Annotated in this window: 21 protein-coding genes and 2 rRNA genes; 16 read left to right on the top strand and 7 right to left on the bottom strand. The window is 66.0% G+C overall.

Features of this window, described 5'->3' with window-relative positions; all coding sequences use genetic code 11:
• Positions 1 to 124: ribosomal RNA gene (locus AC1D14_RS13645) — 23S ribosomal RNA — on the top strand; the annotation flags it as partial.
• A gap of 226 nt (positions 125 to 350) precedes the next feature.
• Positions 351 to 467, top strand: a 5S ribosomal RNA gene (gene rrf, locus AC1D14_RS13640).
• Positions 468 to 1,343: 876 nt separating this feature from the next.
• Here the strand turns inward: rrf and AC1D14_RS13635 are convergent.
• A complete protein-coding gene (locus tag AC1D14_RS13635; protein ID WP_476968642.1) occupies positions 1,344 to 2,036 on the bottom strand; it encodes a hypothetical protein in 693 nt (230 codons plus the stop codon).
• 36 nt (positions 2,037 to 2,072) lie between these two features.
• Here AC1D14_RS13635 and AC1D14_RS13630 point away from each other — a divergent pair, with 36 nt between their 5' ends.
• The 12 genes from AC1D14_RS13630 (at position 2,073) to AC1D14_RS13575 (ending at position 14,204) form a co-directional block, all read left to right on the top strand.
• A complete protein-coding gene (locus tag AC1D14_RS13630) occupies positions 2,073 to 3,017 on the top strand; it encodes a hypothetical protein (protein ID WP_230117728.1) in 945 nt (314 codons plus the stop codon).
• 6 nt (positions 3,018 to 3,023) lie between these two features.
• Positions 3,024 to 4,013, top strand: coding sequence for an HAD-IIA family hydrolase (locus tag AC1D14_RS13625; protein ID WP_230117727.1), 990 nt, complete (start codon positions 3,024 to 3,026; stop codon positions 4,011 to 4,013).
• Positions 4,014 to 4,022: 9 nt separating this feature from the next.
• A complete protein-coding gene (locus AC1D14_RS13620; RefSeq protein WP_230117726.1) occupies positions 4,023 to 4,280 on the top strand; it encodes a hypothetical protein in 258 nt (85 codons plus the stop codon).
• Between the two features lies 1 nt (position 4,281).
• Positions 4,282 to 5,094, top strand: coding sequence for a TlyA family RNA methyltransferase (locus AC1D14_RS13615; protein WP_230117725.1), 813 nt, complete (start codon positions 4,282 to 4,284; stop codon positions 5,092 to 5,094).
• Positions 5,095 to 5,106: 12 nt separating this feature from the next.
• Complete coding sequence (locus AC1D14_RS13610) at positions 5,107 to 6,162, top strand: NAD kinase (protein ID WP_230117724.1); 1,056 nt, start codon at positions 5,107 to 5,109, stop codon at positions 6,160 to 6,162.
• Between the two features lie 3 nt (positions 6,163 to 6,165).
• Positions 6,166 to 7,905 (top strand): DNA repair protein RecN, encoded by a 1,740-nt coding sequence (gene recN / locus AC1D14_RS13605; RefSeq protein ID WP_230117723.1) that lies wholly within the window; start codon positions 6,166 to 6,168, stop codon positions 7,903 to 7,905.
• Between the two features lie 117 nt (positions 7,906 to 8,022).
• The gene (locus AC1D14_RS13600) at positions 8,023 to 9,852 is read left to right on the top strand and encodes a CTP synthase (protein ID WP_230117722.1); all 1,830 of its coding nucleotides are present in this window, start codon (positions 8,023 to 8,025) and stop codon (positions 9,850 to 9,852) included.
• Positions 9,853 to 9,882: 30 nt separating this feature from the next.
• Positions 9,883 to 10,545, top strand: coding sequence for an NUDIX domain-containing protein (locus tag AC1D14_RS13595; protein WP_230117721.1), 663 nt, complete (start codon positions 9,883 to 9,885; stop codon positions 10,543 to 10,545).
• Positions 10,545 to 11,546 carry a site-specific tyrosine recombinase XerD gene (gene xerD / locus AC1D14_RS13590; RefSeq protein ID WP_476968641.1) on the top strand — a complete coding sequence of 334 codons (1,002 nt, stop codon included), beginning with the start codon at positions 10,545 to 10,547 and terminating at the stop codon, positions 11,544 to 11,546. Before AC1D14_RS13595 ends, xerD begins: the two co-directional genes overlap by 1 nt.
• 69 nt (positions 11,547 to 11,615) lie before the next feature.
• Positions 11,616 to 12,104, top strand: coding sequence for an 8-oxo-dGTP diphosphatase (locus AC1D14_RS13585; RefSeq protein WP_476968640.1), 489 nt, complete (start codon positions 11,616 to 11,618; stop codon positions 12,102 to 12,104).
• A 74-nt stretch (positions 12,105 to 12,178) separates the two neighbouring features.
• Positions 12,179 to 12,688 (top strand): RNA polymerase sigma factor, encoded by a 510-nt coding sequence (locus AC1D14_RS13580; protein WP_230117719.1) that lies wholly within the window; start codon positions 12,179 to 12,181, stop codon positions 12,686 to 12,688.
• Between the two features lies 1 nt (position 12,689).
• Positions 12,690 to 14,204 carry a hypothetical protein gene (locus tag AC1D14_RS13575; protein WP_476968639.1) on the top strand — a complete coding sequence of 505 codons (1,515 nt, stop codon included), beginning with the start codon at positions 12,690 to 12,692 and terminating at the stop codon, positions 14,202 to 14,204.
• Between the two features lie 79 nt (positions 14,205 to 14,283).
• Here AC1D14_RS13575 and AC1D14_RS13570 read toward each other — a convergent pair whose 3' ends face one another.
• The 4 genes from AC1D14_RS13570 to AC1D14_RS13555 form a co-directional block, all read right to left on the bottom strand.
• Positions 14,284 to 15,423: a bifunctional 2-methylcitrate synthase/citrate synthase gene (locus tag AC1D14_RS13570; protein WP_476968638.1), complete on the bottom strand. Its 1,140-nt coding sequence runs from the start codon at positions 15,421 to 15,423 to the stop codon at positions 14,284 to 14,286.
• A 72-nt stretch (positions 15,424 to 15,495) separates the two neighbouring features.
• Complete coding sequence (prpB, locus tag AC1D14_RS13565) at positions 15,496 to 16,401, bottom strand: methylisocitrate lyase (RefSeq protein ID WP_476968637.1); 906 nt, start codon at positions 16,399 to 16,401, stop codon at positions 15,496 to 15,498.
• Positions 16,402 to 17,922, bottom strand: coding sequence for an MmgE/PrpD family protein (locus AC1D14_RS13560; RefSeq protein WP_476968636.1), 1,521 nt, complete (start codon positions 17,920 to 17,922; stop codon positions 16,402 to 16,404).
• A gap of 12 nt (positions 17,923 to 17,934) precedes the next feature.
• Complete coding sequence (locus AC1D14_RS13555) at positions 17,935 to 18,576, bottom strand: GntR family transcriptional regulator (RefSeq protein ID WP_476968635.1); 642 nt, start codon at positions 18,574 to 18,576, stop codon at positions 17,935 to 17,937.
• A gap of 171 nt (positions 18,577 to 18,747) precedes the next feature.
• On the opposite strand from AC1D14_RS13555, the gene AC1D14_RS13550 reads away from it, so the two are divergent.
• Positions 18,748 to 20,655, top strand: coding sequence for an AMP-binding protein (locus AC1D14_RS13550; protein WP_230117713.1), 1,908 nt, complete (start codon positions 18,748 to 18,750; stop codon positions 20,653 to 20,655).
• 20 nt (positions 20,656 to 20,675) lie between these two features.
• Here AC1D14_RS13550 and AC1D14_RS13545 read toward each other — a convergent pair whose 3' ends face one another.
• The gene (locus AC1D14_RS13545) at positions 20,676 to 21,389 is read right to left on the bottom strand and encodes a response regulator (protein WP_230117712.1); all 714 of its coding nucleotides are present in this window, start codon (positions 21,387 to 21,389) and stop codon (positions 20,676 to 20,678) included.
• On the bottom strand, positions 21,386 to 23,038 hold the full coding sequence (locus AC1D14_RS13540) for a sensor histidine kinase (protein WP_230117711.1): 1,653 nt from the start codon (positions 23,036 to 23,038) through the stop codon (positions 21,386 to 21,388). Before AC1D14_RS13540 ends, AC1D14_RS13545 begins: the two co-directional genes overlap by 4 nt.
• Positions 23,039 to 23,177: 139 nt before the next feature.
• Between AC1D14_RS13540 and AC1D14_RS13535 the strand changes: the two genes are divergently transcribed.
• Entirely contained in the window at positions 23,178 to 24,518 is a 1,341-nt protein-coding gene (locus AC1D14_RS13535) for a cation:dicarboxylate symporter family transporter (RefSeq protein WP_476876575.1), read from the top strand.
• Positions 24,519 to 24,595 lie beyond the last annotated feature (77 nt).

The raw sequence follows: 24,595 nt of genomic DNA, 5'->3' as shown, positions 1-24,595 counted from the left end.
TTTCCATACACCTTGTGTGTGAGAGGCCCCCAGCCAGACCACTGGGTTGATAGGCCGGATGTGGAAGCGAGGACTAACGACTCGTGAAGCTGACCGGTACTAATAGGCCGATAACTTACACCACACACCATTGGTGAACGGATTCAAAAGACGTTCACACCCACAATGGTACGAAGATAACAAGACTGCCCGCGTCCACTATGTGGTTCCCAACCAACAAACCCGTTGCTTGAGAACCAACAACAAAATAACAACACCACACCCTGGGCCCGCCCTCGAAAGAGAGGAACGGCACAGGAAGTTGTAACCACCAGATTTCCCAACCCCCCCAGGGGTTCGGGTACAAGGGTTACGGCGGTCATAGCGTGGGGGAAACGCCCGGTCCCATTCCGAACCCGGAAGCTAAGACCCACAGCGCCGATGGTACTGCACCCGGGAGGGTGTGGGAGAGTAGGTCACCGCCGGACACTATTTACGGCCAAGGCCCCGACAGCAAATGTCGGGGCCTTCGCTCTTTAACCCCAAATATCCCCCCGGAGTCGACGGGCCCTGCCAGCACGGCCCCGCCACTGCCCGGCCGCGGTGCCGACAGACTCAACGGCAGGGGTTTTGCACCGGCCGAGATTTATAGGCACGCTCTCTCACTTCCTGCACCGAAACAAGGGACCCTCACTCACTTCCTGCAGCTTCCTGGGCAACGCTCTCTCACCCCACCAAGGTCGGCCCGGGCACCCAGGCAAGCACGCCGCCGTCGTACCCGCAGGAAGTGAGGGGAGCGTCGGTGACTTTCCCCCAGGAAGTGAGGGGAGCGTCCGTAATTCTCCCCGCAGGAAGTGAGAGAGCGTCGTTGACTTTACCGTGGGAAGTGAGAGAGCGTCCGTAATTCTCCCCGCAGGAAGTGAGAGAGCGTCGTTGACTTTACCGTGGGAAGTGAGAGAGCGTCGGTGGCTAGACGATGAACCGTCTCTCACTTCCTGCGCCGACGCCGTTGGGGTCCACCAGGAACCTGGTTGTGAGCATTCCCACGAAGCTCCTTCTGGCGGCTTTCCCGTTAGTCGTCCCGCGGGCTCTCGCCTAGAATTGCATGAGGTATGCGAGCTTCGTGGTGCTTTACCTCGGGTTGCGCACGGACAAGAAAACAAGGATAAGAGCGGCTGCGCATTGCGCCAGTGGTCGGCTCACTACAGGAGGAATCCACCATGGCTGAGCACAACGGCGGCAATCGCGGCGGACAAGACCGCCGACACTCCGGAGGTGACCGCGGCTCCAACGGCGGATCATTCCGTGGCACCAACAACTCCGGTGGAGATCCGCGCGGATTCCGCGCCCAGGACGGGCGGGGCTCAGATGGCCCCCGCCGTCCCGACGGCGATCGTGAGCGTAAGCCGTTCGGTGATCGTCCGCGCCGTGAAGGTGAGGGTGAGCGTAAGCCGTTCGGTGATCGTCCGCGCCGTGAGGGCGAGGGTGAGCGTAAGCCGTTTGGTGACCGTGACCGTAAGCCGTTTGGTGACCGTGACCGTAAGCCGTTCGGTGATCGTCCGCGCCGTGAAGGTGAGGGTGAGCGTAAGCCGTTTGGTGACCGTGACCGTAAGCCGTTCGGTGATCGTCCGCGCCGTGAAGGTGAGGGTGAGCGTAAGCCGTTCGGTGACCGTGASCGTAAGCCGTTTGGTGACCGTGACCGTAAGCCGTTCGGTGACCGTCCGCGCCGTGAAGGCGAAGGCGACCGCCGCAGTTTCGGTGACCGTGACCGTAAGCCGTTCGGTGACCGTCCGCGCCGTGAAGGCGAAGGCGACCGCCGCAGCTTTGGCGGCGGCGACAACCGCAAGCCGTTCGGCGACAGGCAGGACAGGGCACCGCGCAGCTTTGACCGAGGCGACTCCGGCCCGCGCCAGTTCGGCCGCGACAGGGACGAAGATCGCCCGGTCCGTGTCCCCAACGCCCGGGACCTGCGCAGCGCCAACCGCCCGGACCGTGAGCGTTCTCCCGAGATCGACGAGGATGTCACGGGCAAGGAGCTGGACCGCGCCACACAGCACCAGATCAAGACCCTTGAAGCCAAGAGCGCTGAATGGGTGGCCCGCCACCTTGTGATGGCCGGTCGCCTCATCGACGAAGAGCCCGAGCTCGCCTTCCAGCACGCCTTGGCCGCCAGCCGGCGCGGCGGGCGCCTCGCGGCTGTCCGCGAAGCCGTGGGCCTGACGGCCTACGCCGCCGGACACTACGGCGAAGCTCTGCGTGAGTTCCGGACCTACCGCAGGATCAGCGGCTCCAACGTGCACCTGCCAGTCATGGCGGATTGCGAACGTGGCCTCGGGCGGCCCGACCGTGCCTTGGACGTTGTCCGCTCGGAGGAAGCCCAGGACCTGGACGCACCGGGCAAGGTGGAGCTGGCCATAGTCGCCTCCGGTGCCCGCTCGGACCTCGGACAGCTTGATGCTGCCGTCGCCGAGCTGGAGATCCCGCAACTGGACATCAATCGTGCCTTCTCCTACAGCCCGCGGCTGTTCCGGGCCTATGCAGATGCCCTGGGCGCCGCCGGACGTGGAGCCGAGGCCGGGAAGTGGCAACGCCAGGCCACGGTCGCCGAGGATGCCCTGGGCACCGGAATATCCGAGGAACCAGACATCATCGACCTCGGCTGGGACGAGGAAGAGGAGGCACGCGAGGAAGCCGAACGCCGGCGGCTGATAACCCAGGCGGCCGCAGACGCGGCTCCCGAGCAGGCACGCCCTTCTTCCGCGCAGCAGGCTGCCGAGGCCAGCCCGGAGGCCGGTGCCGCCGGCTCCGCGGCCGATCAGTCGTCAGCGATTGACAACGTTGACGACGCCGGCTCCGACTACTTTGAGTCCGATGACGCCGAGTCCGACGCCGACTCCGCTGAGACGGACGACGCCGAGGAAATGGAGTCAGAGAACGCCGGTGACGCCCACGCCGGTGACGCCCAGACCGGTGACATCCAGCCTGAAGAATACGAATCGGACCACGAGGACCGCAGGCCCGAAGGTTCGGAGGACTAGGCACGAATGGATGACACACACCTGATTTCGCGGTTCGACGCACTGCTCTCCGATCTGGACGGTGTGGTCTACGCAGGCCCCCATGCCATCCCGGGAGCGGTGGAATCGCTGCGGCGACTGGATGGCGTCGGCGTCGGCCTTGGTTACGTGACCAACAACGCCTCCCGGACGCCGGCGCAGGTCGCTGCCCACCTGCGTGAACTCGGCGCCCCCGCCGAAGACCACCAGGTGGTGAGTTCCTCGCAGGCTGCAGCCGAGCTGCTGGCATCATTGGTTCCGGCCGGATCCGCCATCCTGATCACCGGCAGCCCGGCCCTTGCCCACGAAATCGCGCTCGTGGGCCTCAAACCCGTGCATAGCGCCGAGGGCAACCCTGTGGCCGTGGTGCAGGGCTTCAACCCGGAAATCGGGTGGAAGGACTTGGCGGAAGCTGCGTACGTCGTGGCCGGCGGGGCATTGTGGGTGGCCACCAACACGGACATGTCCATTCCCCAGGCCCGCGGAATGGCGCCCGGTAACGGCACCCTCGTTGCCGCCGTCACGGCGGCAACGCGCCAGGCGCCGCGTGTCGCAGGCAAGCCCGAAGCTCCGCTGTTCCACGCTGCGGCCAAGCGCCTCGGGGCGGAGCGGCCGCTCGTGGTGGGCGACCGGCTGGATACCGACATCCTGGGCGGCAACAGAGCCGGCTTCGCCACAGTGGCCGTCCTGACCGGCGTCGACACCCGGGAATCGATCCTGGCGGCGCGCACGGACGAACGGCCCGCCTTCGTCATCCAGGACCTGACCGGGCTGTACCAGCCGTATCCCGCGGTGGAGAATGACGGCGGCGCGTTCCGCTGCGGTGATTCGACTGCCTCAGTAGTCGGAGAGAGTGTACGCATCAGCGGCAACAAGGAAAGCCTCGATTCGTGGCGTGCAGCCTGTGCCGCCTGGTGGGAGGCGCACCCGAACGCTGCAGAGGCCACAGCTCCCGTGCTTGAATGGCTCGGTCAATAGACTGGTGCCATGACAGAGCTGAATCCTGACTCGCACGTCGAGGCTGCCTCGTTGGTGTCCTGGCCTGAACCGCCGCCCGCCGATTCTGGCGCGGGTGGATCCGAGGGCATCTCTGTTGTCGACGGCACGGTCCACGAGATCCTGGACCAGGTGCGGGAGATCCCCGGATTGCCCGTTTCCGAGCATCCTGCGGCCTACACAGCGATGCACGACGCCTTGCTCGAAGCGCTGAACGATGACACTCCGTCCGGGGCCGGCGCCGCCTGACATGATCAGACTCGACCAGATGCTCGTCAGCCGCGGCCTTGCGCGGTCGCGCACGCATGCGGCGCGGCTCATCGCCGAGGGCAAGGTGTCTTCTGCCGGCGACGTGCTGGCGAAGGCGTCGCTCCAAGTGCCGGACGACCGTGAGCTCACGGTGGCGGAAGATGCCACCGACACCTACGTCAGCCGGGCCGGCCACAAGCTGGCCGGCGCGCTGGACGCGTTTCCCGCCGTCGTTGTCGGGGGCAAAAGGTGCCTTGACGCCGGTGCCTCCACGGGCGGCTTTACCGACGTCCTGCTGCGGCGGGGCGCCGCCCATGTGGTGGCGGTCGACGTCGGGCACGGCCAGTTGGTGCCTCAGCTCCGCAGCGATCCTCGGGTGAGCGTCTATGAGGGACTGAACGTCCGCTATATGGACCCGGACCACATCGGCGGCACCGTTGAGCTGACGGTGGCGGACCTGTCCTTCATTTCGCTGACACTGGTCCTGGCGCCGCTGGCGGCGTGCACCGGCCCGGGCGGTGACCTGGTGCTCATGGTCAAGCCTCAGTTCGAGATCGGCAAGGACCGGCTGGGACGCACCGGCGTGGTCACCTCAGAGCGCGAACGCCGGATGGCTGTCGGTAAAGTGGCGAGTGCTGCCATCGACGCAGGCCTGGAACTGCGCGGACTGGCCACGAGTCCGCTGCCCGGGCAGGACGGAAATGTCGAATACTTCCTGTGGATAAAACGAAGAATTGCCGAAGACTTGCCTAAGATCGAAGAGCGGGACGCAGCAGTGGCTGCGTTGCTCGGAAATATCTGGCCGAACCACTAGAGAGCGGAACCGATGAGCAGGCGTGTACTGGTACTTGCCCATACCGGCCGCGAAGAATCCCTGAAGGCTGCCTGGGAAGCGTGCGCCCAGCTGCACGCTTCCGGCATTGTCCCGGTGATGCAAAAGTCAGAACTGGGCGACATGGAGGGTTTCTTCGGGCGGCTGGAGCAGCCTGTCGAGGTCCTGCACGACCACGTCCAACTGCCCGACGTCGAGCTCGTCATGGTGCTCGGCGGTGACGGCACCATCCTTCGCGCCGCGGAACTGGTCCGCGAAGTGGACGTTCCCCTGCTCGGCGTGAACCTGGGCCACGTCGGCTTCCTGGCCGAAAGCGAGAGGGCGGACCTCACGCAGACCGTCGAATGGATCGCCAGCCGCGATTACACGGTGGAGGAGCGGATGACCATCGACGTCCAGGTCTGGGTGCGCGGTCAGAAAATCTGGCACACGTGGGCCCTCAACGAGGCGGCCATCGAAAAAGGGAACCGGGAACGGATGCTCGAGGTGGTCACCGAAGTGGACGAGCGTCCGCTGACGTCCTTTGGCTGCGACGGCGTGGTACTCGCCACGCCCACGGGGTCCACGGCCTACGCCTTTTCTGCCGGCGGCCCGGTCGTGTGGCCTGAAGTCGAAGCCCTGGTGATCGTCCCCATCAGCGCCCATGCACTGTTCGCCAAGCCACTGGTGGTCTCGCCCCGGTCACGGCTGGCTGTGGAGGTCCTGAACCGGACGGACGCCCAGGGCGTGCTGTGGTGCGACGGCCGCCGCTCGGTTGACCTTCCGCCCGGCGCCCGTGTTGAGGTCACCAAGTCAGCTACTCCCGTCCGCTTGGCGCGCACCCACCAGACGCCGTTTTCGGGGCGGCTCGTCCGCAAGTTCCAACTGCCGATTCACGGCTGGCGCGGCCCCGTGCCGCAGTCCGAGGAGGTGCACACCGGCCCGGTGCCGATCGTGCGCACGCCCCGGCCCATGGCGCCCCTGTCCGCGCCAAGCCTTGACGGCCTGCCTCGGGCCGCGCAGCCTTTCGCCGGGCCTGATGAAGATTCCGATCCTCCGACGGGGAAGTGATCCATGCTTGAAGAACTGAGAATCCGCGACCTGGGCGTCATCACCGACGCCACGCTGCCGCTGGGCCCCGGACTGAGCGTTGTCACCGGCGAGACCGGCGCCGGCAAGACCATGGTGGTTACCGCCGTCGGGCTGTTGCTCGGTGCCCGGTCCGACGCCGGTGCCGTCCGCAGCGGCGCCAAGAGCGCCTCCGCGGAAGCCGTGGTCAGGCTCGACACCGGGCATTTTGCCTTGGGACGCGCCCGGGACGCCGGCGCCGAGATCGAGGAGTTCGACGGCGGGGCGGAACTGCTGCTGTCACGGCGCCTGGGGGCGGACGGACGCAGCCGTGCGTTCCTTGGCGGTCGGTCTGCCCCCGTGGGCGTGCTCGCCGAAATCGGCGAATCGCTTGTGGTGGTGCACGGACAGTCCGACCAGATCAGGCTGAAGAGCGCGACCGCCCAGCGCGAAGCACTGGACAAGTTCGCGGGGGAAAACCTGGCCGCAACCCTGGGCGGCTTCCAGGAACTCTACGGCTCATGGAAGTCCAGCCAGGCCGAGCTGGAAGCGCTCCGCAGCGCAGCGCGGGACCGGCTCCGCGAGGCCGAGTCGCTCGAGATTTCGCTGGCGGAAATCGACGCCGTTGACCCCCAGCCGGGCGAAGACGACACCCTCAAGGCCGAGGCCGTGAAGCTGGCCAACGTCGAGGAACTCCGCATCGCGGCCACCACCGCACACCAGGCACTCATCGCCGAGGACTTCGGCGACACCGGCGACGCCACGACCCTCGTGGATGCGGCAAAGCGGACGCTGGAGAACGTATCGGAGCATGACGAAGAGCTTGGCGCGGCCGCCGCGCGCCTCGCGGAGGTGGGCTTCCTGCTCAACGACATCGCCACGGAGCTTGCCAGCTATCAGGCCGGCCTGGATTCGGAAGGCCCGGAGCGGCTGGCCGAGATCGAAGACCGCCGTGCCGCACTGGCAAAACTTGTCCGCAAGTACGCGCCGAGCATCGATGAAGTCCTCGTCTGGGCGGAAAACGCCCGCGTCCGCTTCGATGAACTGCAGGACGACTCCACCCGGATCGAGGCCCTTGACGCCGAAGTGGCACGGGCGGAGGCGGAACTCACAAAACGGGCCGCTGCGATCAGCAAAATTCGGGCCAAGGCGGCCAAGGAGCTCTCGGCCAGGGTCAGCGCTGAGCTGAAGGCCCTCGCCATGGCGGATGCCACCCTGGTCATCAACCTCGAGGCCGCTGGCCAGTTGGGCCCCTACGGCGCGGACGAGATTTCCTTCCTGCTGCGGCCGCACTCGGGGGCTCCCGCGCGGCCGCTGGGCAAGGGCGCCTCCGGCGGTGAGCTTTCCCGGGTCATGCTCGCCATCGAGGTGGTGCTGGCAGCCGTTGATCCTGTCCCCACCTTCGTGTTCGACGAAGTGGATGCGGGTGTCGGCGGCCGCGCCGCCGTCGAAATCGGGCGCCGGCTGGCCATGCTGGCCCGCCACGTCCAGGTGCTCGTGGTCACCCACCTGCCGCAGGTGGCCGCCTTCGCGGACCAGCACATCCGGGTCACCAAGACCTCCGTGCGGGGCTCCGACGGCGGCACCGCCACCGGGTTCACCTCCAGTGACGTCCAACTGCTGGACGAGCCCGAGCGGGTCAGGGAACTGGCACGGATGCTCGCCGGCCAGGAGGACTCCGAAACCGCGCAGGCGCATGCGCAGGAGCTGCTGGACGATGCCAAGCTGCTGCCCCAACGGGCCTGAGCCGCAGGTGCCCTTGCCCGGAGGGCCCTTGCCCACACTGCCCTTGCCCCCAGCGCCCGGACACGGAAGACTGAGGCATTTGGGGACGCGTTACCCGATCCGTGGAAGGCTCAATTGATGATAGGCTCGAATTCCGTGGTGCAGCGATCAAATTCCCGTGTAAATTCCCGGTTCCCGGGCTCGTCCAAGACGACCAAACACATCTTCGTCACCGGTGGTGTGGCGTCCTCGCTAGGCAAGGGACTGACGGCTTCGAGCCTCGGCCACCTGCTGCGGGCACGCGGTTTGTCTGTAACTATGCAGAAGCTCGATCCCTATCTGAACGTGGATCCGGGCACGATGAACCCCTTCCAGCACGGCGAGGTCTTCGTCACAGACGATGGCGCCGAAACCGACCTCGACGTCGGCCACTACGAGCGCTTCCTCGATGAAAACCTCGAAGGCTCGGCCAACGTCACCACTGGCCAGGTGTACTCCACGGTCATCGCCAAGGAACGCCGCGGCGAGTACCTGGGTGACACCGTCCAGGTCATCCCTCACATCACCGATGAAATCAAGCGCCGGATGCGCCTGCCGGCCGAGGGCAAGAACGCCCCCGACGTCATCATCACCGAGATCGGCGGCACGGTAGGCGACATCGAGTCGCAGCCTTTCCTTGAGTCCGCCCGCCAGGTCCGCCAGGACATCGGCCGCGGAAATGTCTTTTTCCTCCACGTTTCCCTCGTGCCGTACATCGGCCCGTCGCAGGAACTGAAGACCAAGCCAACGCAGCACTCCGTTGCGGCGCTGCGCTCCATCGGTATTCAGCCGGAGGCGATCGTGATCCGTTCGGACCGCGAAGTCCCGCAGCCGATGCGCGACAAGATCGGCCGCATGTGCGACGTCGACATCGACGCCGTCATCGGCTGCCCGGATGCCCCGAGCATCTACGACATCCCCAAGACGCTGCACTCCCAGGGACTGGACTCCTACATCGTCCGCGCCCTGGACCTGCCCTTCAAGGACGTGGACTGGACCAGCTGGGACAAGCTGCTGGAAGCCGTCCACAACCCCAAGCACGAGGTTGAAATTGCCCTCGTAGGTAAGTACATCGACCTGCCGGATGCCTACCTCTCCGTCACGGAGGCTTTGCGCGCCGGCGGCTTCGCCAATGACGCCAAGGTCAAGATCCGCTGGGTCCCGTCCGACGAATGCGAAACCCACGAAGGCGCCGTCAGGTCGCTGGACGGCGTGGACGCCATCTGCGTTCCCGGCGGCTTCGGCATCCGAGGCCTCGAGGGCAAGCTGGGCGCCCTGAAGTTCGCCCGGGAAACCCGGCTTCCGGTACTGGGCCTGTGCCTCGGCCTGCAGTGCATGGTCATCGAGTACGCCCGCAATGTGGTTGGCCTCGAAGGTGCTTCTTCGAGCGAATTCGAGCCGGACTCCAAGTACCCGGTGATCGCCACGATGGAAGAGCAGCTGGACATCGTCGAAGGCAAGGGAGACCTTGGCGGCACCATGCGCCTGGGCCTGTACGAAGCCAAGCTGGACGAAGGTTCGGTCATCGCGGAGACGTACGGCACCACAACCGTCAGCGAACGCCACCGCCACCGCTACGAGGTCAACAACAAGTACCGCGAGCAGATCGCCGCCCAGGGCCTCGTGTTCTCCGGAACATCCCCGGACGGGAAGCTCGTCGAGTACGTGGAACTGCCCCGCGAAGTACACCCGTACTATGTCGCCACGCAGGCCCACCCCGAACTGAGCTCGCGCCCCACCCGGCCGCACCCGCTCTTCGCCGGACTGGTCAAGGCTGCGCTGGAACACCAGAGCGGCAGCGCCGACAACGGCGCCCTGGCCTCTGCAGCTCGGATCTCCGAGACCCCTGCGGGCGTGACGGGCACGGACGTGACGGGGACGAAAGCAACGGGGACGGCAGCAACAGCCCGCAAAGTAACCGCAAAGTAGACCAGAGCACCAACGACGGAGGACGGCGCGATGCCCGGTAATTCTGAAAACACTCCTGCTGCACGGCAGGTTTCGGATGCGCCGAGCCCGCGCCGTCTGCTGTCCACCGAGAAGGTCTACGAGGGCCGGATCTGGGACGTCGTCAGCGACAGCTTCAAGCTCACCGACGAGGGCGACCCCCTGGTCCGCGATTACATCGACCACCCCGGGGCAGTGGCCGTGCTTCCCATGAATGACGCCGGCGAGGTGCTGCTGATCAAGCAGTACCGGCACCCGGTGGGAATGGACCTCTGGGAGATCCCGGCGGGCCTGCTGGACGTGGAGGGTGAGGACTTCGTGGTGGGAGCCGCCCGGGAGCTCGCCGAAGAGGCGGACCTCGTGGCCAGCACCTGGAACGTCCTGGTGGATTTCTTCAACTCACCCGGATCCTCTAGCGAGGCGATCCGCATCTACCTCGCCCGCGGGCTCACCGAAGTGCCGGACCACGAACTTCACGTGCGCACGGATGAAGAGGCAGAAATCGAACTGCACTGGATTCCGCTCGAGGAAGCGGTGGCAGCGGTGCTGGAAGGGCGCCTGCACAACCCGTCTGCCGTCGTCGGAATCCTTGCCGCCGCAACAGCGAAGGCAGACGGCTTCGGCGATCTGCGGCCGGCCAACGCGCCCTGGCCGGCCCATCCCAGCCAGCGCTGATGACAGCAGTCACGGCAGCAGCTGAGGCTTCGCCGGCCCCGGGCCGCCCGAGCCAGGATCGTCCGCGGACGGCGATCGACCGCGCCGTGACCGACTACCTCCAGCACATGGGTGTGGAGCGCGGCCTCGCTGCCAACACCCTGTCCGCCTACCGCCGCGATCTTGCCCGCTACTCCAACTTCTTGGCCGCAGAAGGCATTAACCGCCCCGGCGACGTCACCCGCCACCATGTGACGGGCTTCGCGCAGGCATTGTCTGACGGTTCAGACGGCGGGACGCCCCTGGGCGTACGCTCGGCGGCCCGCACCGTGGTCGCCGTCCGGGGACTGCACAAGTTCTGGGCGCTGGAAGGAACGACGACGGCGGATCCGGCCAGCGACGTCCACCCGCCAATGCCCGGGAAGAGGCTGCCCAAGGCCATCACCGTGGATGAAGTCACCAGGATTCTTGAAGCCGCCGGGACCGACACCGCCACCGGGCTGCGGGACCGGGCACTGCTTGAATTCCTCTATTCCACCGGTGCCCGCATCAGCGAGGCCGTGGGACTGGATGTGGACGACATCTCGCTGCAGCCTGCCGAGGCCGGACCGGCGATCGTGCGGCTGTTCGGCAAGGGTTCCAAGGAGCGCCTGGTTCCGCTCGGATCGTATGGGGCCAGGGCACTCGACGCCTACCTTGTCCGGGGCCGCCCCCTGCTGGCAGCGAAGGGCAACGGCACGCCGGCGCTCTTCCTCAACGCCAGGGGTGGGCGCATCAGCAGGCAGAGCGCCTGGACCATCCTGAAGGCTGCCGCGGAGAAGGCGAACATCACCAAGGACGTCTCGCCGCACACCCTTCGCCACTCGTTCGCCACGCATCTGCTCGAAGGCGGAGCGGATGTCAGGGTGGTCCAGGAACTTCTGGGCCACGCGTCCGTGACCACCACACAGGTGTACACCCTCGTGACGGCAGACACGCTCCGTGAAATCTATGCCGCGGCCCACCCGAGGGCTTTGGGCTAGGCGTAGGGCCGCACGCAGAATCCCGACGTGACGCCCAGGACCGGACCGGGCGAGGGCTACTGTTTATCCATGACGTCGACACCCGTAACCCTCTGTTTCATGCTTCGCGACGGTGCGGCGGGCCTGGAGGTCCTGCTGGGTCTTAAGAAGACCGGGTTCGGCGTAGGGAAGATCGTGGGCCTGGGCGGCCATGTGGAGGAGGGCGAAACCGACGCGCAGGCGGCCTGCCGTGAGGTCCACGAGGAAGCCGGAATGGTGGTCCTGGAGGAAGACCTTCGCGACGCTGGGCTGATCGAATTCGTCTTTCCCGCCCGGCCGGAATGGAACATGTCCACCCGCTTGTTTACCGCGCGCCGATGGATCGGCGACCCCGTGGAGAGTGAAGAAATTATTCCGGAATGGTTTCTTGTCTCCGCGCTTCCCCTGGAGCGCATGTGGCAGGACGCCGAGCACTGGCTCCCCGCCGCGCTGGGTGGCGAAGCGGTGGCTGCGGTCATCACCCTGAACGATGACAACCAGACTGTGGCCTCCGCTGAATATTCTTCGCGGGGTGTGTAACAGCCGGCCCCGGAGCGGAAACAATACGGTTAGCCTGCCAAGCAGGACACTACTTCATTCGTTTTGGGGGATGCGTGGAATCGGAACGCGAACTGGCGTTCGTCGCCGTTCACAGGGAAAGCTATCCGCGGGTTTACAGATTCGTCCGGCGGCGCGTGGAGTCGGCAGAGCTTGCTGAAGAGCTCGCAGCAGACGTCTTCCGTGTTGTCTGGCAGAAATGGGGTGACGAGCCCCGGACAGACATCGCGTGGCTGTTGACGGTGGCGCGGAATCTGATTGGAAACGCGTACCGCAGCCGTGACAGGCTGCTGGCGCTGCAGGAGAAGCTCCGGGCAGCGGCGGAGCTGCGCTCCGGCGGGGAGTCCGGGGACCTCGTGGTCCAGGACGCGATGGCCGCCCTGCGTGAGAGTGAGCGCGACATCCTCCAACTGGCCTACTGGGACGAGCTGAGCATGGCGGAGATTGCGGGCGTGCTTCAGTGCAGCGAATCCGCCGCGAGGGTACGTCTGCACCGCGCGCGGGCCGCCTTCCGCAAGCAAATGCCGGTGGCAGCCGGATCGATCACGCAGAAGATGGGGGCATGACATGGATCCGATCCAGAATCTGATTTCCGGGACCGACCCGCTCCGTCACGACCCGGCAGAGGTGCCCGACGCTGACGCGGCCCTGCGCAGAGTGCTTGCAGGGGCGCCCATGTTCAGCGACAGCCTGCCCGCCGACGTGGTGAGGTTCGAGGACCGGAAAAGGCGCCGGGCGCGCCTGGCCGGCGTGCTTACATTGACCGCTGCGGCGGTGACGGCCGGCATCCTGGTGGCAGCGAACCTCGGGACCCTGACCTCGGCGCCCGCTCCCGCTGGCCCCGTTGCGCCCACCGTGTCTGAAACCACGGCAGCAGCAACAGCGAAGCCGACGGCAACACGGACCACCCCTGCAGCTACGACGGCGACCGAGACGCCTCCGCAGAAGCCGGTCCCGGCGCCAGTTGCTTGGACCACCTTCACGGACGCCACCGGCCAGGCAACCTTCGAACACCCCGCCGCCTGGAGCGTGTCAGAGGCCCCGCACACAATCGACGGGGGTTCCTACAACACAGTCGAAGTGAAGAATGCCGCCGGCAAGACCAAGGCCACCCTGCGGTTGCTCTATGACTCAGCGGGTGGTCCAGCGTGCCCGGACCCGAAGCCATACCAGACCCTCGACTCGGTGGTCGTGGACATCCCGCAGAAAGCCGGGAAGCGCCAGGATTCCGCCCAAGGTCCGTCCGCCTTTGTCTTCCGCGTCATAGAGGGAGACAAGGTCTACGGCTCGCTGGCACTTGCCGACGAGGACCTGGCTCCGCAAACGACCACGTGTGGCTTGTACAACGGTATCCTGGGCCCGGAAAACGTTCCGATCCCGCAGTTTGGCGACACCACCTGGCTCATGGCCGACGGAAAAGACGCTCCGCTCACGTTTGATTCCCTTGCCGAGGCCAAGGCCTACATGGGGACGCAGGAGTACCAGGACGTCAAACGCATGCTGATCTCCCTTGCACTGCAGCCAGCCAAAACGGCCATCAGCCCACGCTTTGTCAGCCAGGACGGGAAGGCCAGCTTCGTTCTGCCGCAGGGCTGGACCGCGAAGGATGTCACTGTCGGAACGCCTGACTACCCGGGCTCGGGAATCCGGGTGACCGACGGGGCGGGCAAGACGGTGGCGGATTTCGTGCACGGTGCAGCCGGCGGCCTGGGCGGCGCCTGCACGGACGGGACGCACAAGATAACTGAGCTTGATACGGCCTCGTCATCTCTGACAGCAGACTGGGCCGCACAGCGGGCAGTCCGGTTCTCCTACCGGGTGATGGACCAGACGTCCGACGGCGAGGGACTCAGCTACCAGGTGGGGCTGGTGGACAAGTCCAGCGGGTCAGTGCAGGACAACTGCCTGATGTACACAGTGGTCACGGGCACACCGCGGGGAATGTTGTCCTTCGCAGACCGGGCCGTCCAAAACGCCTCCGAACCACGGTTTGCCAGCGTGGCAGAGGCCAGGGCCTACATGGAGACACCCGAATACCTGAAACTGAAGGCAATGATCCGGAGCCTGCAGATCACGTCCTGAGGCCTGCTGAAACGACGCCGGGCCGGTCACCCGAAAAGGTGACCGGCCCGGCGTCGTACGCTCGGAAGGCAAATCGAAGCTACGGGACGTGCCGTTCCTCCGGGCCGTTGTAGGCGCTCAGGGGGCGGATCAGCGAGTTGGAAGCGGCCTGTTCCATGATGTGGGCAGTCCAGCCGGTGATCCGGCTGGCGACGAACAGCGGCGTGAACATTTCTGTGTCGAAGCCCATGAGGTGGTAGGTGGGGCCGGCCGGGTAGTCCAGGTTCGGCTTGATGCCCTTGGCCTCATCCATCGCGGACTCGAGCCCGTTGTACAGCCCCAGCAGCTCGGGACGGCCGTAGTGCGCGATCATCTTGTCCAGGGCAGCCTTCATGGTGGGCACGCGGGAGTCGCCGTGCTTGTAGACGCGGTGCCCGAAGCCCATCACCTTCTTTTTCTGGGCCAGGGCGTCTTCCATCCAGGCCTTGGCCCTGGCTGCGGCCTCCTCCAGGGATTCCTCGGACCTGATGCCGATCTCGTCGAAGGTGTGCATGACGGCTTCGTTGGCGCCGCCGTGCAGCGGACCTTTCAGTGCACCGATCGCGCCGGTCACCGCCGAGTGCAGATCAGCCAGGGTGGATGTAATGACGCGCGCCGTAAACGTGGAGGCGTTGAAGGAGTGCTCGGCGTAGAGAATCATCGAGACGTTGAAGGCTTCAACGACCTCCGCCACGGCGTCCTCACCGAAGGCCATCCACAGGAAGTTGGCGGAGTAGCCAAGGTCATCGCGGGGTTCCACGAGTTCCTGCCCGCGCCGGCGCCGCTGGTCATAGGCGACGACGGCGGGCATGGCCGCGAACAGGTCCACGGCCTTGGCCATGTTGGCCTCCCGGGAGGAGTCCTCGGCAAGTTCATGGCGCGCGCCCATCACGGAGGCAGCCGTCCGGCAAACATCCATGGGATGCGCCGTGACCGGCAAAGTGTCGACCACCTGCTTCACCACGGGATCCAAGGGGCGGCCGGTGCGCTCCCGGGCCGTGAACGCGGCCAGTTGCCCGGCATCCGGTAGCTCGCCGTTCCAGAGCAGGTACGCGACCTCCTCGAAGCTGCATCTTGCTGCGAGTTCCTGGACCGGATAGCCCCGGTACAGCAGCGAGTTCGTGTCCGAGTTGACCTTGGAGACGGCGGTGTAATCCACCACGACGCCGGCGAGGCCCTTTTTGATCTCTTCTTCAGCCATGCTGAACTCCTTCGTTCCTTGCGTCTGATTTACCGGCCGTCCGGGGCCGGTGGTCCGGGTGTGGGTTGCGCGTCAGTCGCTTCCGGGGATCCGGAAATTGAAGACGCCGGTGTCAAAGCGGTTGTAGGCCTCGTAGTCCACGAGGTCGTACAGCCGCACGCGGGTCAGCATGCTTCCTACCTGTGCCTCCTGCGTTCCGTCGGCCCTGATCGATTCCAGCGTACGCTCCGCAGCGCCCATGGCACTACGGAGCAGGGTGACCGGATATATCACCATGTTCACGCCCACACCCTGCAACTCGTCCACGGTGAACAGCGCGCTTTTCCCGAACTCGGTCATGTTGGCCAGGATCGGCACGTCCACCGCGTCACGAATGGCCTGGAATTCGCTCAGGTCCTTCATCGCTTCCGGGAAGATGGCGTCGGCGCCGGCCTCGACCAGGGCGCGGGCACGGTCCTTGGCGGCCTCCAGCCCGTCCACCGCCCGGATGTCCGTGCGGGCCATTATCAGGAAGTTCTCATCGCGCCGGGCGTCCGCAGCGGCCCTGATGCGCTTGGTGGCCGTATCCAGGTCCACCACGTTCTTGCCGTCCAGGTGGCCGCAGCGCTTCGGGTTGAACTGGTCCTCGATGTGGCAGCCGGCCAGGCCGGCGTTCTCCAGCTCCTGGACGCTCCGGGCGACGTTCATCGGCTCGCCGAATCCGGTATCGGCATCCACGATGGCCGGCAGGTCCGTCATGCGGGCGATTTGCCCGGCCCGGGTGGCAACCTCAGTGAGGGTGGTCAGCCCGATGTCCGGCAGTCCGAGGTCGTTGGCCAGCACGGCGCCTGAGATGTACACGCCGGCGAAGCCCTTCTCCTCGATCAGCCGGGCGGAAAGGGGATTGAAGGCGCCTGGGAACTGCTGGACGGTCCCTGAAGCCAGCAGTTCACGGAAGCGGATCCGCTTCTGCTCCGGTGTGACCTTGGAGTACAGCACTTAGAACAGCCCCTTCGGAGCGGCGGCGAAGTCGATGACGCCGGGTGCGGCGGTAATGTTCAGCTGGTCAAGCTCGCCGGCGGCCAGCTGCGGAAGCCGGGCAGCGGCGTCGAGGAACCGCTCGATCTCCTCGTCCTCCACCAAACCGGCTGCGAGGGTGCGGAACTTGTTCACGTACTGCTTGCGGGCGAACGGCCGGGCGCCCAGTGGGTGCGCGTCCGCCACGGCGATCTCGTCGGTGATGACGGTGCCGTCGGCCAGCGTGATCTCCACGGAACCGCCGAATGCCTTCTCGTTGATGTCCAGGGAGTGGTACCGGCGGGTCCATTCGGGATCCTCCACCGTGGTGACCTTGTGCCACAGCTCCACGGTGTCGGGCCGGGCGGCGCGTTCGGGGGCGTAGGAGTCCACGTGGTGCCAGGCGCCGTCCTGCAGTGCAACGGTGAAGATGTAAGGAATGGAGTGGTCCAGCGTTTCGCGGCTGGCAGTGGGGCTGTACTTCTGCGGATCGTTCGCGCCGGAGCCGATCACGTAGTGCGTGTGGTGGCTGGTCTTGATCAGGACCGACTTCACGTTTGCGGGGTCGGTGACCTCGGGGTGTTCGCCGTGGAGTTTCCGGGCGAGGTCGATCCAGGCCTGGGCCTGGTATTCGGCGGAGTGCTCCTTGGTGTAGGTGTCCAGGATGGCCCGCTTGGCCTCACCGGCTTCGGGCAGCGGGACGCTGTAGGAGGCGTCCGGGCCGTCGAGCATCCAGGCGATGACGCCGTCTTCGCCTTCGTAGATCGGCACGGGGGAGGTCTGGCCACGCATGGCGCGGTCCGCGGATTCGACGGCCATCTTGCCGGCAAACGCGGGGGCGTGGGCCTTCCAGGTGGAGATCTCGCCCTTGCGCGACTGCCGCGTTGCCGTGGTGGTGTGCAGCGCCTGCCCCACTGACTGGAAGATGGTTTCGACGTCGAGCCCCAGCAACGTGCCGATGCCGGCAGCGGCGGACGGGCCGAGATGCGCCACGTGGTCGATCTTGTGCTTGTGCAGGCAGATGGCCTTGACCAGATTGACCTGGACCTCGTAGCCGGTCGCAATCCCGCGGATCAGGTCCGCTCCGTTGGAGCCCACGTGCTGGGCGACGGCGAGGATCGGCGGGATGTTGTCGCCGGGGTGGGAGTAGTCGGCAGCCAGGAAGGTGTCGTGGTAATCCAGCTCCCGGACAGCCACGCCGTTGGCCCACGCGGCCCATTCGGGGGAAACGCGCTCGCCGATGCCAAAGACCTTCGAGCCCTTGCCGTTGGTCGAGGGGCCATGGGTCAGGGCCTGTGCCCGCGCGGCGATGATCGGGGCGCGGTTCAGCGAGGCAATGGCTACAGAGGCGTTGTCGATGATGCGGTTGATCACCATGTCGGTGACGTCGTCCGTGACAGGCACGGGGTCGGCCGCCACCACGGCGATTTTATGGGCGAGCTGGTCTTCCCGGGGGAGGTTTTCCTCGCTTTTGTACACGCGGACGTGGTGTTCCTTGACCATGGGGGCTCCTTGTTATTGAGGTGTATGGGTGGCTTTGACGTGGGAGAGGCTGCGGTGCAGGTGCATGGTGGTGGCGGCCTGGGCAAGTCGCGGGTTGCCGGCTGCTATCGCCTCGGCGATGGCGGCGTGTTCGGTAGCGGCGGCTGTTAGCCGCGCGTAGTCGTCGGCGGCGAGCCGGCGGACCCGGACCAGGTGCACGCGCAGGCTCCGCATGGCCTGCGCCAGGTAGGAGTTGGAAATGGCGGCGTCGATCGCCGAATCGAGACGGGCCACGAGCTCGTAGTACTCGTGGCGGGCCGGATCAATGGCGCTAATGAGTGCGGGCGCTTCGAGAAGCTCGCGCTGCAGCTGCAGGAAAACGGCGGCATCACCTCGCTCTGCCGCCAGAGCGGCGGCCTTTCCTTCGAGCGTTTCGCGGAGTTCGAACAGTTCGTCGATGTCCTCCAGTGAGATGTCGGTGACGACGACGCCGCGGCCGCCGGCCGTCGTCGTGAGCCCTTCCGCGGTGAGGCGGCTCAGCGCTTCCCGCAGCGGTGTCCGCGAGACGCCGAGGCGTTCGGACTGCTCGACTTCAGCGAGGACGGTACCGGGGCGGAGGCGCCATTCGATGATGTCGTCGCGCAGTGCCGCATAGGCTCTGTCGCTGGCGCGCATCCGGCCTCCCTTCGTTGGTAGTCCTGTTGAGTGTATACATAAAACCCCATCCAGCCCAGTAATTTGGTGAAAATGGCAGAAGATCATCCGTTATGTATACACAGCCCTTGTTTGCGGACCTGTGTCGGGGATAGCATGGGCGCAACACAACGTAGTGGACAGGAACTCTTCATGGTCACCAACAGCTACCGCGACGCCTACGACCGCAGCCTCACCACGCCCGACAAATTCTGGCTGGAGGCCGCAGGGCGGGTGTCCTGGTCGCAGGCTCCGCACCAGGCCGTGGACAGCGCCCGTGCTCCGCTCTATAGCTGGTACCCGGACGGCGTCCTTAACACAGCCTTCAATGCGCTGGACCGGCACGTCCAGGCGGGCCGCGGAGACCAGGACGCACTGATCTACGACTCCGCCGTGCTTGGCGCCAAGCAACGGTACAGCTACGCGGAGCTCACCGATCTCGTGGCCAGGTTCGCCGGGGTCCTGAGGGCGCAGGGCGTGGGCAAGGGGGACCGGGTGGTGATCTACATGCCCATGATTCCCGAAGCAGCCATCGCCATGCTGGCAACCGCGCGTCTCGGTGCCATCCATTCCGTGGTGTTCGGCGGGTTCGCGCCCAAGGAACTGGCCGCGCGCATCTGCGACGCCGCCCCCATGGCCGTGGTAACCGCCTCCGGCGGAATCGAGCCGTCCCGCCGCGTGGAGTACCTGCCCGCAGTGGCGGAGGCCCTCGCGCTCGCAGGCGCGGAAGGCACCCGGGTCCTGGTCAAGGAACGGGACGGCTTCGCGGCTCAACGCGCCGACTTCGCTGGCTGGCTGGACTGGGACGAGCAAATGGCCGGGGCAGCAGCCGCTGCGCCGGTGGATGTCAGCGCCACGGATCCGCTCTACATCCTGTACACCTCAGGCACTACGGGAAGCCCCAAGGGAGTGGTCCGGGACAACGGCGGCCACGCAGTGGCCCTCGGCTGGACCATGGAAAACATTTACGACGTCGGGCCCGGTGACGTGATGTGGACGGCGTCCGACGTCGGCTGGGTCGTGGGACATTCCTACATTGTGTACGGCCCGCTCCTGGCCGGCGCCACAACCGTTCTGTACGAGGGCAAACCGGTGGGGACTCCCGATGCCGGCGCGTTCTGGCGGGTTATCGAGGACTACAAGGTCAATGTTCTCTTCACCGCGCCCACCGCCCTGCGTGCCATCCGCAAGGCGGATCCTGAGGCCGCGCTGCTGGCCCGCTACGACACCTCCAGCCTGAAGACCCTGTTCGCCGCCGGCGAGCGCCTGGACACCGACACCTATCACTGGGCTGCGCGTATCCTGGGGGTGCCTGTGGTGGACCACTGGTGGCAGACGGAAACGGGCTGGGCCATTTGCGCAAACCCGCGCGGACTGGACTCCCTCCCCATCAAGCCGGGCTCACCCACGGTGGCGATGCCAGGCTTCAACCTTGGCATCGTGGACAGTTCCGGCGCGGAAGTCGACGCCGGAACCGAAGGAAACATCGTGCTTAGGCTTCCGTTGCCCCCGGGCACCCTGACGACGCTGTGGGGCGACGACGACCGGTACATCTCGTCGTACCTCCAGGCATTCGAGGGCTGCTATGCCACCGGCGACTCGGGTTACCGCGACGGGGACGGGTATCTCTTCGTGATGGGGCGGACCGATGACGTCATCAACGTCGCCGGACACAGGCTGTCCACCGGCTCCATGGAGCAGGCCATCGGACAGCACCCTGCGGTGGCCGAATGCGCCGTCATCGGCGTCGCCGATCCGCTGAAGGGCCAGCGTGCCAGCGGATACGTGGTGCTGAAGTCGGGCGTGGACCTGTCGGTGCCGGTTCTCGAACGGGAGCTCATCGCGCTCGTCCGGCGGGAAATCGGGGCGGTGGCCGATTTCAAGAACGTCGCGGTGGTGGAGGCGCTGCCCAAGACCCGGTCGGGGAAGATCCTGCGCAAGACCATGCGGCAAATCGCCGACGGCGAGGAGTACGTTGTTCCCTCCACCATCGAGGACGCCGGGGTGCTGGACCAGCTGATGGCAGCCCTGCGGCCGGCGGACGCCAACGGCGCCGGTTGAGCTTGTCGGAACCTGCTCCGTCAGGCGCGGGACCAGCGGTACTCGTTTTCCGGGCGGCCAGGCGCCCCGTACCGGGCCGTCCGGGAGACCGCGCCGGCGTCGGCGAGGTACTCCAGGTAGCGCCGGGCGGTGACCCGCGACATGCCGAGCGCCGCCATGACTTCGGTGGCCGAGACCGCCCCCGGCTGCTGCTTCATGAAGTCGCGGACGGCATCAAGGGTGGAGTGGGCCAGGCCCTTCGGAAGCGGCAACTCTGACGGCGCCCTGAGGCTCGCGAAGGCCTGGTCCACGTCGCTCTGGGATGCGCCCACTTTGGCCGAGCCGGATTCGGGCGAGGCCAACTGCTCGCGGAATTGCCGGTAGCTGTCCAGCTTGTCCGCGAAGGTGGCAAACGTGAATGGCTTGATGAGGTACTGCACCACCCCGATTGAGACGGCGCTGCGCACGATCGCGAGCTCCCGGACCGCGGTGATGGCGATGATGTCTGCGAAGTGGCCCGCAGAGCGCATGCGCCGGGCAATATCCAGGCCGTGGAGGTCCGGCAGGTTCATATCCAGCAGGACCAGCTCCACTTGGCTGCCGGCGGCCGCGAATTCCGTGAGCATCCGCAGCGCGGACTGTCCGTCCGGTGCCGTGCCCGCAAGACTGAACCCGGCAAGCCTGCCCACGTAGGCGGCGTGCGCCGCCGCTGCTACGGGTTCGTCCTCGACGACGAGGACTCGGATGTCTGTCACTCTTGCTCCTCCGGGAGACGTGGCGGGACGGCTGCTGGGAGCACGATATGGAAGCATGCGCCGCCGTTGGTGCCGCCGGCGTTGGTGATGGTCATCGTACCTGCAAGGCGCTGGACAGCCTGCTTGACCAGCGCCAGCCCGAGGCCCCGCCCGAAAGGCCCGGCCTTCTTCGTGCTGAATCCGTAGCGGAACACGTCGTCCACGGACTTCGGGTCGATGCCCTTGCCGGAGTCCTGGACGGTGATATCCAGTCCGCCGCTGCCCGAATCGACGGTCAGTGTCACGCGTTTCGGTGCCGGGGCGTCGGCGGCAGCGTCAATGGCGTTGTCCAGCAGGTTGCCCAGGACTGTGACGAGGTCCTGGACCGCCAGTCCGCCGGTGAGGGCCGGACCTGAGGCATCCACCACGAGCTCGACCCCCCGTTCATGGGCTTCCGCAGCCTTGCCCATCACTAAGGCGCTCAGCACCGGCTCCTGGACCGAACTGACCATGTCATCCGTCAACTGCTGGCTCAGCTCCAGGTCCTTCGTCGCGAACTCCAGTGCCTCACCTGTTCTGCCCAGTTCCAGCAGGGAAACCATGGTGTGCAGTCTGTTCGCGTGCTCATGGGTCTGCGCACGGAGCGCACCCGAGAGAGTCCGCATGCTCTCAAGCTCAGTGCCCAGGGACTCGATTTCCGTGCGGTCACGGATCGTGGCCACTGTTCCGAAGACCGCAGGGCGTTGCCGTCCGGCAGGGGAGTCCGGTCCCACAGCCGGACCCTGGTTCACGACGAGAACGCCGGAGTCCGTCAGGTGGATCTCGTCGAGGGCCGTGCGTCCCGAATCGAACAGGTTTTTCAGGCTCGGTGCCAGCGGGAGGTCCGCGAGGAACGGCGCGTCCGCCTGGTCGCCGCCGGATCCCCGCGGCGCCAGTCCCAGCAGCTCAGCAGCCTGGTCGTTGTACATCACCACCCTTCCCCTGGGGTCGATCAGGATGACGCCTTCGCGGACCGAATGGAGTACTGATTCGTAATACGCAAAGAGTTGGGCAAGTTGCTCCGGGCCCCAGCCGCGCGTTACGCGTCGAAGATAACGTCCGAGCAGCCAGGACGTCAGCGATCCGCCCAGCAGGAGGCCGCCTGCGATGACCAGCAAGGCCGGAATTCTGCCCGCCACCGCGACGTCAATGTTCCTTACGGTCACGCCGGCGGCGACCAGCGCCTTCACCGAGCCGCTGGCGTCCTTGACTGGCGCGATGGTTCGCACGGAGGGGCCAAGGGTTCCGGCCGTGATTTCCGTGAACACGCGCCCGTCGAGGGCTTCGGAGATCGAGCCGATATAGGGCTGGCCCAGCTCCTCGTCCAGGGGGTGCGTCCACCGGGTCCGGTCCGGCGCCATGATGGTGATGAAATCGGCGCGCGCGTCACCCATCACCCGGCGTGCATACGGCTGAAGCGTGGCCGAGGGGTCACTGGAGGCAGCGGCCTGGAGCACCAGCGGGTTGTCGGCAATGGAGACAGCCACGGCCGTCATCCGGCGTCCGGCCTCGTCGTAGGTGCGGTCACGGGCGTCCACGAAGGCGGCCGTGCCCACGATTGCCGTAAGCGCCAGCACGAACAACAGATTCGCGACGAACAGCCGCCTTGCAATGCTCCAACGGTGGATCACAACACCTCCTATGACCAATATGAACGCAACGGTGAGCCAGGTCACGCCATGCCCAATGATGGAAATCACAAAGGACCGACGCGAAGAGCCCAGAGGCTGAGCCGAAGCGTCTTCCAGATTATCCATAAGGAGAGACACCATGGCTTCTCAACGAGGAGAGTCGGCTGCGCCGGCCAAAGCCGCGCGCAAGGGACTCGACAAGTCCCACTACCTCTACATCGCCGTCATCGCCGCCGTCATCCTGGGCGCAGTCGTCGGACTGCTGTTCCCGGAGGTCGGCAAATCCCTGAAGCCGCTGGGTGACGGCTTCATCAAGCTCATCAAAATGATGATCGCCCCCATCATCTTCTGCACCATCGTGCTGGGCATCGGCTCCATCGCCAAGGCAGCCACTGTCGGCAAGGTGGGCGGCCTGGCCCTCGGCTACTTCGTGGTGATGTCCACATTCGCCCTGGCGATCGGCCTCGTGGTGGGCAACATCATCCACCCCGGTGAGGGACTGGAACTTGCCCCCTACGATCCCAACAAGAAGGCCGCAACGGACAGCACCGTGGACTTCCTGCTGGGCATCATTCCCAGTGACGTCCCCGTGCTTCCCACGCTGCTCGCCGCGATCCTCGTGGGCTTCGCCCTCCAGAAGATGGGCCCGCAGGGCGCCCCGATCCTCAAGGCAATCGGTCTCGGCCAGGCAGTTGTCTTCCGGATCCTGATAATGATCATGTGGCTCGCCCCGGTCGGCGCGTTCGGTGCCATCGCCGCAGTCGTCGGCGCCACGGGCTTCCAGGCCATCGTGAGCATGTTCACCCTCATGGTCGCCTTCTACATCACCTGCGCACTCTTCATCGTCGTGATCCTCGGCGGCCTGCTGCAGGTGGTGGCCGGGGTGAGCATTTTCAAGCTCATGAAGTACCTTGCACGTGAATATCTGCTGATCTTCTCCACCTCGTCCTCCGAGGCCGCGCTGCCCCGCCTGATCGCCAAGATGGAGCACTTGGGTGTCTCCAAGCCGGTTGTCGGCGTCACCGTGCCCACGGGCTACTCGTTCAACCTGGACGGCACCGCCATTTACCTGACCATGGCGTCACTGTTCGTGGCCAACGCGATGGGAACTCCGCTGGACCTGGGGTCCCAGATCTCGCTGCTGATCTTCATGATCATCGCTTCCAAGGGCGCAGCCGGCGTTACCGGTGCCGGCCTTGCCACGCTGGCCGCTGGTCTCCAGGCTCACAGGCCGGAACTCCTCGGCGGCGTCGGCATGATCGTGGGCATCGACCGGTTCATGTCCGAGGCCCGTGCCCTGACGAACTTCACTGGCAACGCCGTGGCGACCGTCCTGATCGGCACCTGGGTCAAGGAAATTGACGGCGAACAGGTGGACCGCGTGCTCTCCGGCGAGGAGCCGTTCAACGAGCAGACCATGATGGCCGACCACCATGGCATGGTGGAAACCCCGGCACAGGCTGTTCCGGCCAAGGCCTGACACAAACAATCCCGGCGCCGATGCGCCGGACCGCCGCCCGCACAGGCGTAGCCTGTGCGGGCGGTTCTCATTTGCCC

It is taken from the genome of Arthrobacter sp. P1_B11 (assembly GCF_056406715.1).
Note: the sequence above shows the minus strand (reverse complement) of the source record. Positions and strands in the feature narration are given on the sequence as shown.